We start from the raw sequence: 15,526 nt of genomic DNA, 5'->3' as shown, positions 1-15,526 counted from the left end.
ACATGCCGCTACCATGCGGCATGTTCATTTAAAAGAGTTATTCCAGCAAGATCCCAACCGCTTCCAAACCTACAGCATGCGTAACGAGCAGCTACTGCTCGACTTTTCTAAACAACGCATCACTCCAGAAACCCAGTCTTTACTAAAAACACTCGCAGACACCTGCCAACTGGATACTTGGAAGTCGCGCTTACTCTCAGGGGATGCAATCAACACCTCCGAGAACCGCCCTGCCCTGCACACTGCACTGCGCCAACCACAAGGCAGCGAGCTACTTTTAGACGGCCACGACATCGTGGACGATGTGCAAGCCAACCTTGCCCACATGAGCGATATTGTTAACCGCATTCACTCAGGGCAATGGCGAGGCTACTCAGGCTTACCCATCGATACCATTGTTAACATTGGTGTAGGCGGTTCTGACCTAGGGCCCTACATGTCATGCCGAGCGTTATCTGATGCACAACTGGCCTCAGGTAAAAAGCTAAACGTCCATTTTGTCTCCTCCATGGACGGCAGCCAAATTGCCGACTTGCTCGACACCTTACTGCCCACCAGCACCCTGTTTATATTGTCATCTAAATCATTTACGACCATCGACACCTTATCTAACGCTAATACGGCGCGTGAATGGTTACGCAATGCCAGCGGTGCCAGCGACGACATTCTAAACCGTCGTCACTTTATAGGCGTCTCGGCGAATGCTCCTAAAATGACAGAATGGGGCATTCCCGAAAACAGTCAACTCAATTTCTGGGATTGGACCGGTGGCCGTTACTCCATGTGGTCAGCCATAGGGCTACCCATTGCACTGCGTATTGGTATGAACCGCTTTAAAGAAATGCTCGCCGGTGCCCACGCCATGGACGAGCACTTTAGAACAGCCCCCTTCGAGAGCAATTTACCGACTCAACTGGGTATGATCGGCGTATGGAATATTAACTTCCTCGACATCCACGCTCACGCTATCCTGCCGTATGACGGGCGCCTTAGCCATTTACCCGCGTATCTAGAACAGCTAGAGATGGAAAGCGACGGCAAAAGTGTCAGCCGCCAAGGGAAAGAAGTTGATTACCGCACGTGCCCAATCATTTGGGGTGAAGTTGGCCCTAACGCTCAACATGCCTTCTACCAGCTGCTGCACCAAGGCACAGAGTCGGTCATGTGTGATTTTATAGCACCTGCGCGCCGCTACCATGACACCGACAATGCCGATCTACAGCAACAACATACGCTAACCCTAGCCAACTGCTTAGCGCAGTCACGCATTCTGGCGCTGGGCGATTCCGTACTCGAAGATAACGAGTCCGCACCGGTTCACATGCGATATCGTGGTAACCAACCCAGCACCACCGTGCTAATGGATGAGCTAACACCGTTCTCGTTTGGCCAGTTGATCTCACTGTACGAGCACAAAACCTTTGTGCAATCGGTTATCTGGGATATCAATCCATTCGACCAATGGGGTGTAGAGCTGGGCAAAAAGATGGCCACTAACCTGCTTAAGCCACTGATGAAAGAAACCGACGGAGCCGATCTAGACGGTTCATCAAAAGGCTTACTCGATACCATCCACGCCCTGCAGGAGGTCAACGCATGAAAATAGCGATATGGGGACAAGAGCTCACCGCTTGGGTGGCTGCCGGTACTCTGGCACATGCGGGTAACGATGTACGCATCGTCAATGACAGTACCGACCAAGACCCAACCCTGCGTATGGGCACCAACATTCTCAACGAGCCTGGTCTAAAAGACCTCATTTGTGATGAGTTTGCTAAGGGTCGATTGCAATTTACCACCAGCGGCGGTGCAACACAGTTCGACATCCACATGCTATGCATGAACCCCAGCGAGTTTGAAGAAGCCAAGCAAATAGTCAGCAAGCTCGGCAAGTTCGCCCAAAACAAGCTCCTTGTCATCAACCAAAGCTTATTTGGTGTTGGCTGCACCGACGAACTGCAAGGCCTGCTTAACAAGGAGAACAACCAGATAGCGGCTTTTCTGACAGAAAACATTGCAGAAGGTGAAGCGCTCAACAATATGCGCCACCCCAAAGCCATTACGCTAGGTTGTGATAACCCGTGGGCCAACATGATGATCGAATCATTACTGCGCCCATTTACACGCCAGCTTGATCAAATGCTCATCATGAGCACCCGCGAAGCGGAATTCGCCAAAATGGCAACCACCGGCATGCTAGCACTGCGCATTGGTTACATTAACGAACTAGCCAACCTGGCGGAGCAGCTAGACGTTAACATCGATGTTATTCGTCAGAGCATGGGAGCCGACCCGCGCATTGGCCATCACTACCTATCACCTGGGTGTGGCTTTGGCGGTAATAGCTTCTCGCAGAGCATAAAAGGATTAGCCGACCTGCTATCCGAAAAACGGAACTCACAGCTCCTGGACACAGTTTTACGTGAAAACGAAAAACAGAAAGAGCAATGTTTCCGTAAATTATGGCGACACTACAAAGCCGACATTAGCGGCCTGCAGATTGCGGTATGGGGGGCATCTTTCAAGCCAGGATCATCATCGCTCGACGGTGCACCCAGCTTAAAAGTCATTGAAGCCATTATCGCCCAAGGCGCTACAGTGCGCATTCATGACCCCGAAGCACTCGACAACATTGAGCGTTTGTACGGTGGGCACCCGCAAGTCATCACTTGCAAGGGCAAATACGAAGCCTTAGCCAACACCGATGCCTTGCTCATACTGACCGAGTGGGACGAGTACTGGTCGCCAGACTACGAGGCGCTGTTAGAACAAATGCGTCAACCAGTCATTGTCGACGGACGCAATGTACTTAGCCGTGATTTACTCGAAAGCCTCGGTTTTACTTACTACAGTATCGGGCGATAACCCAACACACAGCAAAACCAATAGCTACGCCACACAGGTTGGCGTAGCTATCTTCTAAACTGAATGTCCTAAGCGGCAGCCAAACACCCTGCAAGTATTCCAGCACAAATGCTGCCAGTGCCAGCACGGGCCAAATAAACCATTGCAAACGGTTGGGCAGCGCCAAACGCGCCGTTATCCCCAAAGCAGCAAACGCCAGAAAATGGCCCACTTTATCTGAGTTATCAAACAGCATCTCTGGCGGTACCGGCCTAAAAATCCCATACATCACCGCCGACACACACGCGACAAAAACCAGCCATCGCAACCAAACCGGGCACAACTCCGCATTACGCATCAGGTATTAAGATCCTCGCCTCAGGCACCAACTGTTTAAATTTTTCTGCCAAAGCAGCCTTAGCCTCATCATCACCGTGCACAATACGGATTTCAGACGGCTTACGATAAATACGCTTCACAAAATTTACTAAATTACCTTGGTCGGCATGCGCCGAATAACCACTAATAGTGTGCACACCGGCTTTAATATCAATGCGTTCATTATCCAAATACACATACCCGCCGCGCGGGCCATACTTCTGAATATCCCGGCCCGGTGTACCCTGTGCTTGATACCCCACAAACAACACATCAGTTCGAGGATCAGGCAGCAATGCTTGTAAATAGTTTTGGATACGGCCGCCCGTACACATACCACTCGCCGCAATCACAATGGCAGGGTGTCCCGACTGTGCTAACTGCTTAACCATCTTTAAGTGATCACCATGACTATCAATCGTCACCAATTGATCAAACGATAATGGGTGACGCCCAGCACGCAATTTCCGTTTCGACTCTTTATCCCACAAACTTTTTAAATCACGATAATGGCTGGTAAATTTAGCGGCCAGCGGCGAATCAACAATGACCGCTAAATGCTCCCAATCACCCTTTTGACGATGAATAATCTCTTCGATCTCGTACAGCAGCTCTTGGGTACGGCCAATACTAAACGCTGGGATCAGTACCGTGCCTCTGTCTTGTAAACAGCGCTTAATCGTATCGCGTAACAGCCTACGGCGCGCTTTACGGCCTTCGTGTAGCTTATCGCCATACGTGCTTTCGATAACCAAGGTATCGGCTTTATAGGGCGACTTGGGGGCTGGTAACAACGGCGAATAAGTAGCTCCCAAATCGCCCGAAAAAACAACGCGCTCGCCTTGTGCATTCAACTCAACATAAGCCGAACCTAAAATATGCCCTGCTACCCGAAACTTAGCTGCGGTTTGAGGTAAACCCTCAACATCAAACCACTGATCATAAGGAATTGGCACTAACAACTGATTAAGGCGCGTTAACACCAGAGTAATCAGTTTCTCATCACGAGAAACGCCCACTTTAACTGCATCCTCAATCACCAAAGGCAATAAACGCGCGGTGGCTTCGGTTGCATAGATTTTACCGCTAAAACCCGCTGCCAATAAAAATGGGATTCGCCCCACATGATCAAGGTGGCAATGCGTTACAATTAACGCCTTTACCTTATCCAATGGGAAGTCGATCTGCGTTTCACCCAGCTCGCGATCCACTGATTCAGCCCCCTGAAAAAGTCCGCAATCAATGAGTACAGCCTCGCCGGTAGGCAACGACATTTGATGGCACGAGCCAGTGACTCCTTTCACAGCTCCGTGGTGTGCAATTGTAACCATAACTTATTCCTTTAAGTTGTCATCCTTTAAGTTCGCCGTATTATTCAAACCCATCCGGATTTTCGCTTTGCCAACGCCAATGATCTTCTACCATTTGTGCTAAGCCTGATTGTGCACGCCAGCCGAGCTTTTCTTGGCTGTGAGCAGGGTCTGCAAAGCAGGTCGCAATATCGCCCGGGCGACGATCAACAATTTGATACGGGATCTCACGATTAGACGCTTGCGAAAACGCCTCAACCACCTCAAGGACGGAATAGCCTTTACCTGTGCCCAAATTATAAGCTTGGCAACCATGGTTAGCATTCAACACATTAAGCGCTTTTAAATGCCCATCAGCCAAGTCCATCACATGAATATAATCACGCACGCCAGTGCCATCTGGCGTTGGATAATCGCCACCAAACACACTTAACTGCTCACGGCGGCCAATGGCTACCTGTGCCACAAACGGCATTAAATTATTAGGGATACCATTAGGATCCTCACCAATCAGCCCACTAGGATGAGCGCCCACCGGATTAAAATAGCGCAATAAAGATATTTCCCAAGTACCGTCCGCCTTTGCTAAATCGTTGAGTATATTCTCAACCATCAACTTTGACTGGCCATACGGGTTTGTCGCCGACAACGGAAAATCCTCACGAATAGGCACCGTCTCAGGGTCGCCATACACAGTTGCCGAAGAGCTAAAGACAATCTTTTTACACCCGTTAGCCGCCATAACTTCTAGCAAATTGAGCGAGCCTTCCACATTGTTTTGGTAATAGCGTAAAGGTTCAGATACAGACTCACCCACAGCTTTTAATCCAGCAAAGTGGATAACAGCATCAATATCAAACTGATTAAACACACGCTCTAACGCTGCTTTATCGCGCATATCGCCTTCAACAAACGCAACGGGCTGTCCGGTAATTTTAGCAACGCGGTTAAACACTTCTGGATGGCTGTTACACAGGTTATCGAACACAACCACCTCATGCCCTGCTTCCTGCAACACGACAGATGTATGACTTCCAATATAGCCGGCTCCGCCGGTAACAAGCACAAGCATGAGGATATCCTTAATCTAAACACACTAAATTGACTAAACAGTTAAGTATAATAGAGTTTACAGGATCAAATAGGTCGAATCGATTGAATTTAAAAAGAGGATTGGACAAGCTTATTAAACCGAGCAGGATCTCCTCTCTCTGCTATCTGCAAAGCACTCGACAGTTGCTCAAGTACAGCGCCATCGGCAGCAGGCACCATCCTAATCAACGTCGATAGTGCTTTATCACTAAACCATCCAACATCCGACTATAGACGCTCGATAACGCTCAAGAAGCCAAAGGCTCGTTATCCTTAGGTGCTTCGCCCCACTCATAAAATCGTTCGGCGTTTTCCAAAGGTTTATCCATAAAGGCCGCTATCTCCTGCGCTTGCTGCAAGGATTTGAATCGATCGGCGGATCTTATAATGCCTAATTTATCACCGGATCGCAGGATAAAATTGACTTCAAACTCGACCACTTGATAGTGACGAACCTGGCCACTGTTGTTTTTACTAGTTTTATTGACCAAGCGATCATAAAACTCTACTTGCTTGATATCGTTAAAATTGCCGTTAATGCGGGGAGCTTTTGACGCGCCCAAAGGAAAAAACGGATGGGTAGACAAGGAGTTTTTCCCCTTATCGACAATGATGGTATGAACATGCGCATTCAATTTCCACAACCCGTATAGCAGGGCTGCAGCCATAAAAGCAGCATTTAGATAGTCCTTTTCCCAAATATAAAAAATTGGAACAAGCAGCGCCCATTTATAATAACGCTGAACAAGATCAGCTTTTTTTACGAATAAACGATCCCCCTCTACCGCTAATCGAACACCAAATGCATTAGAAAGCCGACTACTCCATATTCCTAATCGATTAGTGGCGACAGCCAATTCAGGAGATTCAGAAAACTGCCCTGCAGTTCGCTGCTCTGAAGTGTTTTGGTCAGAAGCACCCTGCCCAACAGCGGTGGTTTCAGGTACTACCTCGTGCGCATCAATGACCTGGCGCTAGGGCTTTTCTGGCTCTGGTGATTGCACAAACTTAGTGCCAACACGTAAAAACTTGGACAGCTCCATCAGTATTTTTTCAGCGTGTGCTTTATCCCGTATCTGTGCGATATTCTCACGGCGGCCATCAAAAACCAGGTTAATTTCATAGCTAGATACCGGATTTACTTCAACCCCTGCGGCATCACTGCGACGAACTAAAAAATCCCGCTCCTCTAATAATTGCAAGCCAGTGCATCCCTGCAATGAATACCGAGAACCCCCAAAGCTTATAAAGGGGATGACCGCTCGTATGACATAACTTTTTTTAGCACGATCGAACACCACACACTTTACGCTAGTCCACAAAGCATAATTGACCAAAAAGAAAACAGCTAACATAAGAGACATAGCCAGCGCTGGGGGCCAACCAAAATCTTTATAGAACTGCGGGATCATAATACCCAGCATAATCGTTGGTACAATCAGCATCACCCCGCTGACTAGGATCATCAAACCCGGCGGTTTAGCTGTTAGTTTTGCTTTATCTTTCGATATTTTAATACGGGTAAAGTTATTGCCATTACGCCCTTCTATAACAGGCGTTATTTCAGCACGGTGTAGAGACATATTTATCCTTGTTTAAAAAAATAGCATCCTAGCTATGTTGCAGTAGATCTTTTAGAAGTTAAGGCCACCTAAACTTGGCCCAGCTTAATAAAAATTCTTTAAGTTTTACTTACTTCTTAATAAGCTTTTGAAAACCAACCACTAAAAAATAAAACAGAAAAGTCAAAAAAAACAGTAAGAAAATAGTGTAAAACAAACCAAAATCAAAGTAGAGCATCATAGGAAAAACGATTAATCCTGAGACTCGACTTGTTGCATTCAGCAATATATTCCCTTCTTTTCTTTCTTTTTTAACCAATATTTTGTATAAGTCATATGACAAATACAACATTGTAAACAGAAAGATAGCCCAGATAAAAAAACTCATACTAAAAAGCCTTTATTTCATGACACCTAACTCGATATCATATGAAAATACTTTTTCGATATATCATTACAAAATTTTTGATTAAACCGACCTTCATCAACAATAGTCTTTATTCTATTACCTACTTCTATCAACCCTAACGTAAAATTCTCATCGTAATTTTCTTTTTCATACTTAGATCTGATTGCAATACTTTGATTTTCCCAAATCAGATAACTATCATTTTCTGGATATGCGTTCACACATATCATGAGAAAACCCGCATCTAAACCCTCATCAAAAGCATGAGATAAAGATGCGCTGGCCGTATTTACCAACAAAGAATAAATTAAAATCGTAATTTTAATTAAACGCATAACAGAGCACATAAAAAATTAAAATTATTACTCATGAACAGCCTTCTAATAGAAAAGGAGGGAGCCCCTCCTTCTACAAATCGTCTATAGTTAACAGGCCTCTACGCAAGAGCTCTTCTTTAGCTCTTGCAGAGTCCTTTTGGGCGCAGACATATAAAACAGCTCCCATGAGCGTTAAATAAGAAGTTATGTGCCCTCCTGCTTTAATCTTTGACGTATTACCTGTGAACCGAGACACAGCTTTCTCACCTAAATCATAATTTGTCATAGACTTTGCAAGCTTTATTGCCGACTCTTTCGATCCAGTCTTAAGTAAGTCAAAAAAAGTATTAGCTCCCTTAGCAAGCGAGAAGCTCGCCGCTGTACTAACACCTAATACTTTAAGGTGAGAAGCAACATCCGCATTAAAGTCATGAAATTCTCTGAGTTCTATATCAGTCAGCCCCCAGCTATACCAATATGGGTTGGCTACCTGCAAAGCGGCAAGGCTATATAACTTACTACCGAAAGACCTATCATCCAAACCTGATACATATGCCATGTATGCAATTTTTCTGTCATTACTAAGAGACCGGTAAGTAATAAGCCCGTTCAATAAAAACAGAGCATCAGGACGCGATCTTAATTTTGGTAAATAGGCCGTTAAGTCCGTGACGCTTGCTAAAAAACCAACAGGATCCGCTTGGAACTTTTCCGATACGTAAATAGATTGACTCATAAAACCTCCATGTATGAGAACAGAGTTAAAAACCACCCGAAGGTGGTTATGTGTTTACAACTAAACGATGCTTATGACCTAAGCACGCCCGTAGTTATCCTTAAAACGGACGATATCATCTTCTCCTAGATATGAGCCAGACTGCACTTCGATCATTTCAAGCTCAACTTTACCGGGGTTTTCCAGTGCGTGGACTTCACCCAGTGGGATGTAAGTTGATTGGTTTTCTGTCACCAAGAATGTTTTCTCGCCGCAGGTAACGCTGGCGGTGCCGCTAACAACAATCCAATGCTCAGCACGGTGATGATGCATTTGTACAGACAGCTTTTCACCCGGCTTAACCGTAATACGTTTTACCTGATAACGCTGGCCGTTGTCGATAGAATCGTATTTCCCCCAAGGGCGATACACTTCACGATGCTGAAAATGCTCATTACGGCCTTGGGCTTTAACAGCTGCTACCAGTTTTTTAACATCCTGAACCTTATCTTTGTGCGCTACCATGATCGCATCTTTGGTATCCACAATAATAAGATCATCCACACCCAGTGTAGTCACCAAGCGCTCGCCACCAACAACCATTGAGTTACGCGTGCTCTCGGCAATTACATCACCTTGCAGCACATTACCTTGCTCATCCTTTGGCTTAATTTCCCACAAAGCCGACCAGCTACCCACATCGCTCCAGCCAGCATCCAGCGGGATAACTGCGGCTTTATCGGTTTTTTCCATCACCGCATAGTCGATAGATTCATCAGGGCAAGCTTCGAAAGCGGCTTTGTCCACACGGATAAAATCAAGGTCTGGCGTAACGGTTGCCATCGCATGTTGGCACGCCGACAAAATATCAGGACGATGCTTACCCAGCTCTTCGATAAAACGATCTGCCGTAAACATGAACATACCGCTGTTCCAATAATAATCGCCCGCATCAATATACTGTTGTGCGGTGTCTGCATCTGGCTTTTCAACAAAGTCGGCCACGGCATACGCATCGCAATCGGCACCGGCTAACGGCTCACTTGCCGCTTTAATATAACCATAACCTGTTTCAGGCTTAGTCGGCACAGTACCAAAGGTCACTAGATAACCCGCTTTGGCTAAAGGCTCCGCTTGAGCAACCGCCTTAGTAAACACCTCCGCTTGATCAATCACGTGATCTGAAGAGAGCACTAATAAACACTCACCGCCGTTACCTTTGCTAATCGCATCTAGCGCTGCCAAAGCAATAGCGGGTGCCGTATTACGGCCAACAGGTTCTAAAAAAATAGAACACGCTTGCTTAATTTGACGCATTTGCTCGGCCACTAAAAAGCGATGCTCTTCATTACAAATCACACTCACATCTGACACATCGCCCAAACGTGCTACCGTCTCTTGCAACATAGTGAGGTCAGAATTAAGCGGCAAAAACTGCTTAGGATATTGAGTACGGGATAACGGCCACAAACGAGTACCGGAACCACCGGATAAAATTACGGGGATCATCATCTATTCCTTTACGTTATTTCTGATCGCTTTATTCATCAACTGATATACAGGTTACTTGCACACGGTATTTTTTATCACAGCTACATTGCTATCTGTTTTCAGATAACAAAATAGCTTGCTAGCAACTAGTAATACGCACTAGTCGCTACCAAAAAGATCACGGGTATAGACTTTATCCGCAACATCCGCCAGCTCATCGGTACGACGGTTCGCAACAATCACATCCGATAACGCTTTAAACTCAGCCAGATCGTTAATAACACGCGAATTAAAGAAGCTCTCTTCAGCAAACACCGGCTCATAAATAACCACTTCAATGCCTTTAGCTTTAAGGCGCTTCATAATGCCCTGGATGGCCGAAGCCCTAAAATTATCCGAGCCAGATTTCATCACCAATCTAAAGATCCCCACCACCGCAGGGTTACGCTTGAGGATAGCTTCGGCAATAAAGTCTTTGCGCGTGGTGTTGGCATCGACGATAGCGCGCACCATATTGCTAGGTACATCTTGGAAGTTAGCCAATAGCTGTTTTGTATCTTTAGGTAAGCAATAACCGCCATAGCCAAACGATGGATTGTTATAGTGGTTACCAATACGCGGATCTAAGCCTACGCCCTCAATAATCTGACGGCTATCTAGCCCGTGCGTTTCGGCGTAGCTATCTAGCTCATTAAAGTACGCCACACGCATTGCCAAATACGTATTGGAGAACAACTTAACCGCCTCGGCCTCAGTCGAGTCGGTAAACAGCACATCGATACCCGTTTTAATGGCGCCCTGCTCTAACAAGCCGGCAAACACTTTAGCGCGCTCAGAACGTTCACCCACAATAATACGGGAAGGATGCAAGTTATCGTACAAAGCCTTACCTTCACGCAAAAACTCAGGCGAGAAGATAATGTTATCGCAGCCCATCTCTTCCTTTATTTGGCGCGTATAGCCTACCGGCACCGTGGATTTGATAATCATAACGGCGTTAGGGTTAATCGCCATCACGTCACGGATAACCGCCTCAACAGAGCTGGTATTAAAGTAGTTAGTGATCGGGTCGTAATCTGTAGGGGTCGCAATAACTACAAATTCTGCATCGCTGTAAGCTTCGGCCTTATCCAAAGTCGCTTTAAAATTAAGCGTTTTGTTGGCCAAAAAATCTTCAATTTCAACATCCACAATCGGCGATTGCTTGTTGTTAAGCATCTCAACCTTTTCAGGGACGATATCAACGGCCACCACTTGACAGTTCTGAGCCAACAACATGGCATTCGACAAACCGACGTACCCAGTACCCGCAATAGCTATTTTCATAATACAACCCAATACATAATAAGATGATTATTCTAAAACGCCCATTCTATAGAAAGAACCACAAAAAAGGGGCTTAACCATCATTTTTTAATCAATACTTTACGCTAAGATCTGGATTCAGCTAATGTAAGCTGGCTAATGATTGATTGACCTTACATAAGCACAACACACGTAAAACCCTATCTTCTGATCTTATATATACCTGAATCTATCGCCAAACAGCCAATGTATTAAACCCTAAGCGTTTTCTTACCCAAAAAACGGCCACTAAATTCTGTGTAGCGACGGCTAACGCCGTGGCTATCGCGCTACCTGTAGCGCCCCACAAAGGCGTTAATGCAACTGCAGCAATAATCGCTAATGGTCCAGAGATAAGAACCGTGTTTCGTAAATCTTTCTCATGACCAGACATAGAGAGCAAATAACCCACCGAACCAGTCACCACATTCACAAACTGGCCTACGGCCAAAATCTGAAGTAAATGTCCCCCCTCAGCAAAGCCTTCGCCAAAAAGCTTCATTAAAGAGGTAGGGAAGAACATCATCACGGCAACAATAGGGATAGCAAACAATACCATAAGCTTGACCGACATTAACGCTAAGCGCTCTAACCCTTCCATGTTGCCTTGTTTGTAAAGGGCGGCAAAACGCGGGGCTACTACCAAGTTCACAGCCATTAATATAAAACTGGTGAGCATGGCTGTACGTTGAGCTACCGCAAGTTGAGCAACCTCTTCTGAGGGCACATACACCCCCGCAATAAACTGCCCAGACCACTGGGTAAGTTGGGACATCAACATTACAATCCATAATGGCATACTGCTCGCAAACAGCGTAGACCATTGGATTGTGGGCTGATCTTGCGCAGGTTTGGCAAAATATAACCAAAAGCCACACCCCAACAATATGGTTATACCTGTTGCAACACTGTAAGCCGTTGCAACAGATACCGGCGTCTCTAAATGAAACACCAACAACGCAATTACCACCCAAACATTGGCAGAAATGTTAATAACAAAAACCGAAGGCGCTATCTTGTGTAACCCTTGTAACGCCATCGCTAATAAGGTGAAAAGTGACAAGCCAACAACACCAGGCGCCATGGCTTGCAAAACAGGAGCTAATAACGGTTTAGAGAAGATAACATTCGCAATAAAGCCACTACCCACAAACAGAATAACCGCAAAAACCGAAGACAGTCCGCCTGCCAATAATAAAGCCCGGTTTAAGGTTGTACGGATATTAGCCCACTCGGCATCTACTAAGCCGCTACCAATAAAGCGGACTAATGTATTATCAAAACCCATTCGTGAAAGCGCGGCTAGAAAGGTAACAACGCTAAACGCCAAAAAGAAATACCCTGCACTCTCGGCTCCCAGCTCCCTACCAACAAATATACTGAGTACAAATACAGAAAAAGCACCTAGCACACGTACACAGATGCTTATTAACATTTGAAGCAGCAATTCGCTGTTTGTGAATCGTTTAAATATAGCTATCAAGCTGAACCCTTACTGCATTCAATCCCGTTGTCTTTCAAAAAATACCATTTCGAATGTACATGTACTTTCTTAGAATCTAGCAGCTGGCTCTCACCCCACCAGAGATAACCCGAGTGTTGCTGATTTGGGAGGTCGGTCAAATTAGAATCAATTGATATTTCAAACGCATTTACAACATAATGTGTTGATGGTGTATTACCAAACACACTATCCGAATAGAAATGCTCAAATAGCCCTAAATATCTAGCCGAGCTAATAGGTAAAGCAACACCAAGCTCATCCAGCGTTAAACGCATGAATGCATCTGCTATTGTCTCATTTTTTCGTATACGCCCACCCGGCACAAACCAATAACCCTGCGCCGGCCGATTCACACGTTCACCAAGTAATATTTGGCCGCTCGCGTTACGAACAACCAAATCGAGAGAAATTAGCGGCGTATTATCAACTACTAGTTTAAACACATCATTTGATAAGTAAGTGGATGACATGCATCACCCCCTAAAGTCATCTTGGTGCTCAAGAAACCAAGCATAAGTTGATGCTAAACCGTCTTTTAAACTGACAGAATATTCCCAACCTAACGCTTTTAACTTATCAACATTCATGAGCTTACGCGGTGCGCCGTCTGGTTTCGTCACATCAAATGTGACATTACCTTGGTACCCCACCACATCGGCCATCGTTAATGCCATTTCTTTAATGGTACAGTCTACACCTGTGCCCACATTAAAATGCGATAGCATTGGCTCAGTGTTTTCTTCGTATGTCGTTTTATCAACGTTCATTACAAAGATAGAGGCTGCCGCCATATCATCAACATGCAAAAATTCACGCATTGGCTTGCCTGTGCCCCATACAACAACTTCGGGTGCATTCGCCAGCTTAGCCTCATGAAAACGGCGCATTAGAGCAGGAATCACATGCGAATTTTCAGGATGAAAATTATCATTTTCACCATATAGGTTCGTCGGCATAACACTACGATAATCTACACCGTATTGGCGGTTGTAAGATTCGCACATTTTGATGCCTGCAATTTTAGCAATCGCGTAAGGCTCGTTCGTTGGCTCAAGAGTACCTGTTAGCAACGCTGTTTCTTGCATTGGTTGCGTGGCCAATTTTGGATAAATACAAGATGATCCTAAAAACAACAAATGCCTTACACCTGTTATATAGGATGAATGTATTATGTTATTTTGAATCATCAAATTTTCGTATATGAATTCAGCTGGGTAGGTATTATTTGCCATAATACCCCCGACTTTTGCGGCAGCTAAATACACTTGATCAAATTGATGCTTTTCAAAGAAGGCGGCTACTTCGGCTTGGCTCGTTAAATCAAGTTCCTGCCGCGATGCCGTTACCAGCTCAACATCAGGCAGTTTAGCTAATTGACGATAAATAGCTGAGCCAACCATACCACGATGGCCAGCAACAAAAATTTTCATTGGCGGCTCCCTTATTCGCGACGCAATGCTACATCGTAACCACTTTCTTGCAGAAGGCGGAAACGTTTAGCGCTATCTAAATCGTGCTGGACCATTTCTACTACCATTTCCTGTAGCGTAATTTTTGGAACCCAACCTAACTTTTCTTTTGCTTTTGTTGGGTCGCCAAGTAAAGTCTCAACCTCGGCTGGGCGGTAATATTTAGGATCAACAGCAACCACTAAATCGCCTACTTTCAATCCCGGAGCATCATCGCCTTCTATGGCAGCAACATAACCTTTTTCTTCTTCGCCCTGCCCTTCCCAGCGTAATGTTAAACCTAACTCTTTAGCCGTGAACTCGACAAACTGACGTACGCTGTATTGGACACCAGTAGCAATTACAAAATCATCAGCCACCTCTTGCTGAAGCATTAGCCATTGCATTTCTACATAATCTTTAGCATGACCCCAATCACGTAGTGCATCCATATTACCTAGGTAAAGGCACTTTTCTAAACCTTGCGCGATATTGCTCATAGCCCGAGTGATTTTTCGTGTCACAAAAGTCTCGCCACGGCGCGGTGATTCGTGATTAAACAAAATACCGTTACACGCGTACATTCCATAAGCTTCACGATAGTTAACCGTAATCCAATAAGCGTACATTTTAGCCACAGCATAAGGGGAGCGAGGATGGAAAGGCGTTGTCTCTTTCTGCGGAATTTCTTGCACCAGTCCGTAAAGCTCAGACGTAGATGCTTGATAGAAGCGCGTCTTTTTTTCTAGACCTAAGAAGCGGATAGCTTCAAGTAATCGGAGCGTACCCATACCGTCAACGTCGGCCGTATATTCTGGCGCTTCAAAAGACACAGCAACATGCGACTGTGCTCCTAGGTTGTATACCTCATCTGGTTGCACTTCTTTTAATATGCGGGTTAAGTTAGAGGTATCTGTTAGATCACCGTAGTGCAAAAAGAAGTTAACATTATCTTCATGCCGGTCTTTATAAATATGATCAACACGTTCTGTATTAAACAAAGAAGCACGGCGTTTAATACCATGCACTTCGTATCCTTTATCCAACAAAAACTCCGCTAGATACGACCCATCTTGACCTGTAACGCCGGTAATAAGAGCGACTTTTTTCAT

Annotated in this window: 15 protein-coding genes; 2 read left to right on the top strand and 13 right to left on the bottom strand. The window is 45.4% G+C overall.

Annotated elements, in window-relative coordinates:
- Positions 1-13: 13 nt before the first annotated feature.
- Together pgi and BS617_RS03370 are read left to right on the top strand one after the other, a co-directional pair.
- The gene (pgi, locus tag BS617_RS03375; RefSeq protein WP_249263612.1) at positions 14-1,600 is read left to right on the top strand and encodes a glucose-6-phosphate isomerase; all 1,587 of its coding nucleotides are present in this window, start codon (positions 14-16) and stop codon (positions 1,598-1,600) included.
- Positions 1,597-2,865: a nucleotide sugar dehydrogenase gene (locus BS617_RS03370; protein WP_075171493.1), complete on the top strand. Its 1,269-nt coding sequence runs from the start codon at positions 1,597-1,599 to the stop codon at positions 2,863-2,865. Before pgi ends, BS617_RS03370 begins: the two co-directional genes overlap by 4 nt.
- Here BS617_RS03370 and BS617_RS03365 read toward each other — a convergent pair.
- The 13 genes from BS617_RS03365 to gmd all read right to left on the bottom strand — a co-directional run bounded on the left by BS617_RS03365 (position 2,840) and on the right by gmd (position 15,526).
- On the bottom strand, positions 2,840-3,202 hold the full coding sequence (locus tag BS617_RS03365; protein ID WP_075171492.1) for a VanZ family protein: 363 nt from the start codon (positions 3,200-3,202) through the stop codon (positions 2,840-2,842). The two genes, BS617_RS03370 and BS617_RS03365, sit on opposite strands and share 26 nt — an antisense overlap.
- Complete coding sequence (locus tag BS617_RS03360; protein WP_075171491.1) at positions 3,195-4,553, bottom strand: MBL fold metallo-hydrolase; 1,359 nt, start codon at positions 4,551-4,553, stop codon at positions 3,195-3,197. Before BS617_RS03360 ends, BS617_RS03365 begins: the two co-directional genes overlap by 8 nt.
- Before the next feature lie 40 nt (positions 4,554-4,593).
- Complete coding sequence (galE, locus tag BS617_RS03355) at positions 4,594-5,604, bottom strand: UDP-glucose 4-epimerase GalE (RefSeq protein WP_075171490.1); 1,011 nt, start codon at positions 5,602-5,604, stop codon at positions 4,594-4,596.
- Positions 5,605-5,872: 268 nt separating this feature from the next.
- The gene (locus tag BS617_RS03350) at positions 5,873-6,481 is read right to left on the bottom strand and encodes a hypothetical protein (protein WP_075171489.1); all 609 of its coding nucleotides are present in this window, start codon (positions 6,479-6,481) and stop codon (positions 5,873-5,875) included.
- Between the two features lie 117 nt (positions 6,482-6,598).
- The gene (locus tag BS617_RS03345; protein WP_075171488.1) at positions 6,599-7,207 is read right to left on the bottom strand and encodes a hypothetical protein; all 609 of its coding nucleotides are present in this window, start codon (positions 7,205-7,207) and stop codon (positions 6,599-6,601) included.
- Between the two features lie 393 nt (positions 7,208-7,600).
- Positions 7,601-7,930, bottom strand: a complete 330-nt coding sequence (locus BS617_RS03335) for a hypothetical protein (protein ID WP_139303129.1) — start codon at positions 7,928-7,930, stop codon at positions 7,601-7,603.
- A 73-nt stretch (positions 7,931-8,003) separates the two neighbouring features.
- Positions 8,004-8,648 (bottom strand): hypothetical protein, encoded by a 645-nt coding sequence (locus BS617_RS03330; protein ID WP_075171485.1) that lies wholly within the window; start codon positions 8,646-8,648, stop codon positions 8,004-8,006.
- Between the two features lie 78 nt (positions 8,649-8,726).
- Complete coding sequence (locus BS617_RS03325; RefSeq protein WP_212667437.1) at positions 8,727-10,136, bottom strand: mannose-1-phosphate guanylyltransferase/mannose-6-phosphate isomerase; 1,410 nt, start codon at positions 10,134-10,136, stop codon at positions 8,727-8,729.
- Positions 10,137-10,277: 141 nt separating this feature from the next.
- Entirely contained in the window at positions 10,278-11,444 is a 1,167-nt protein-coding gene (locus tag BS617_RS03320; RefSeq protein WP_075171483.1) for a nucleotide sugar dehydrogenase, read from the bottom strand.
- A 208-nt stretch (positions 11,445-11,652) separates the two neighbouring features.
- Complete coding sequence (locus tag BS617_RS03315) at positions 11,653-12,897, bottom strand: flippase (protein WP_170870314.1); 1,245 nt, start codon at positions 12,895-12,897, stop codon at positions 11,653-11,655.
- A gap of 44 nt (positions 12,898-12,941) precedes the next feature.
- Positions 12,942-13,436, bottom strand: coding sequence for a GDP-mannose mannosyl hydrolase (locus tag BS617_RS03310; RefSeq protein ID WP_075171481.1), 495 nt, complete (start codon positions 13,434-13,436; stop codon positions 12,942-12,944).
- A gap of 3 nt (positions 13,437-13,439) precedes the next feature.
- Positions 13,440-14,396, bottom strand: a complete 957-nt coding sequence (gene fcl, locus BS617_RS03305; protein WP_075171480.1) for a GDP-L-fucose synthase — start codon at positions 14,394-14,396, stop codon at positions 13,440-13,442.
- 11 nt (positions 14,397-14,407) lie between these two features.
- Entirely contained in the window at positions 14,408-15,526 is a 1,119-nt protein-coding gene (gene gmd / locus BS617_RS03300; RefSeq protein WP_075171479.1) for a GDP-mannose 4,6-dehydratase, read from the bottom strand.

The sequence above is a fragment of the Neptunomonas phycophila genome (assembly GCF_001922575.1).
In the GTDB taxonomy this organism is placed as follows: Bacteria; Pseudomonadota; Gammaproteobacteria; order Pseudomonadales; family Balneatricaceae; genus Neptunomonas; species Neptunomonas phycophila.
The sequence above is the reverse complement of the archived record's forward strand: the minus strand, read 5'-3'. Positions and strand labels throughout refer to the sequence as shown.

Bases quoted from the DNA above. Each gene is read 5' to 3' on its own strand.
- galE (WP_075171490.1), bottom strand. From the start codon at position 5,604: ATGCTTGTGCTTGTTACCGGCGGAGCCGGCTATATTGGAAGTCATACA.
- BS617_RS03370 (WP_075171493.1), top strand. From the start codon at position 1,597: ATGAAAATAGCGATATGGGGACAAGAGCTCACCGCTTGGGTGGCTGCC.
- BS617_RS03310 (WP_075171481.1), bottom strand. From the start codon at position 13,436: ATGTCATCCACTTACTTATCAAATGATGTGTTTAAACTAGTAGTTGAT.
- BS617_RS03325 (WP_212667437.1), bottom strand. From the start codon at position 10,136: ATGATCCCCGTAATTTTATCCGGTGGTTCCGGTACTCGTTTGTGGCCG.
- BS617_RS03365 (WP_075171492.1), bottom strand. From the start codon at position 3,202: ATGCGTAATGCGGAGTTGTGCCCGGTTTGGTTGCGATGGCTGGTTTTT.
- BS617_RS03360 (WP_075171491.1), bottom strand. From the start codon at position 4,553: ATGGTTACAATTGCACACCACGGAGCTGTGAAAGGAGTCACTGGCTCG.
- gmd (WP_075171479.1), bottom strand. From the start codon at position 15,526: ATGAAAAAAGTCGCTCTTATTACCGGCGTTACAGGTCAAGATGGGTCG.
- BS617_RS03335 (WP_139303129.1), bottom strand. From the start codon at position 7,930: ATGCGTTTAATTAAAATTACGATTTTAATTTATTCTTTGTTGGTAAAT.
- BS617_RS03330 (WP_075171485.1), bottom strand. From the start codon at position 8,648: ATGAGTCAATCTATTTACGTATCGGAAAAGTTCCAAGCGGATCCTGTT.
- pgi (WP_249263612.1), top strand. From the start codon at position 14: ATGCGGCATGTTCATTTAAAAGAGTTATTCCAGCAAGATCCCAACCGC.
- BS617_RS03315 (WP_170870314.1), bottom strand. From the start codon at position 12,897: ATGTTAATAAGCATCTGTGTACGTGTGCTAGGTGCTTTTTCTGTATTT.
- BS617_RS03345 (WP_075171488.1), bottom strand. From the start codon at position 7,207: ATGTCTCTACACCGTGCTGAAATAACGCCTGTTATAGAAGGGCGTAAT.
- BS617_RS03320 (WP_075171483.1), bottom strand. From the start codon at position 11,444: ATGAAAATAGCTATTGCGGGTACTGGGTACGTCGGTTTGTCGAATGCC.
- fcl (WP_075171480.1), bottom strand. From the start codon at position 14,396: ATGAAAATTTTTGTTGCTGGCCATCGTGGTATGGTTGGCTCAGCTATT.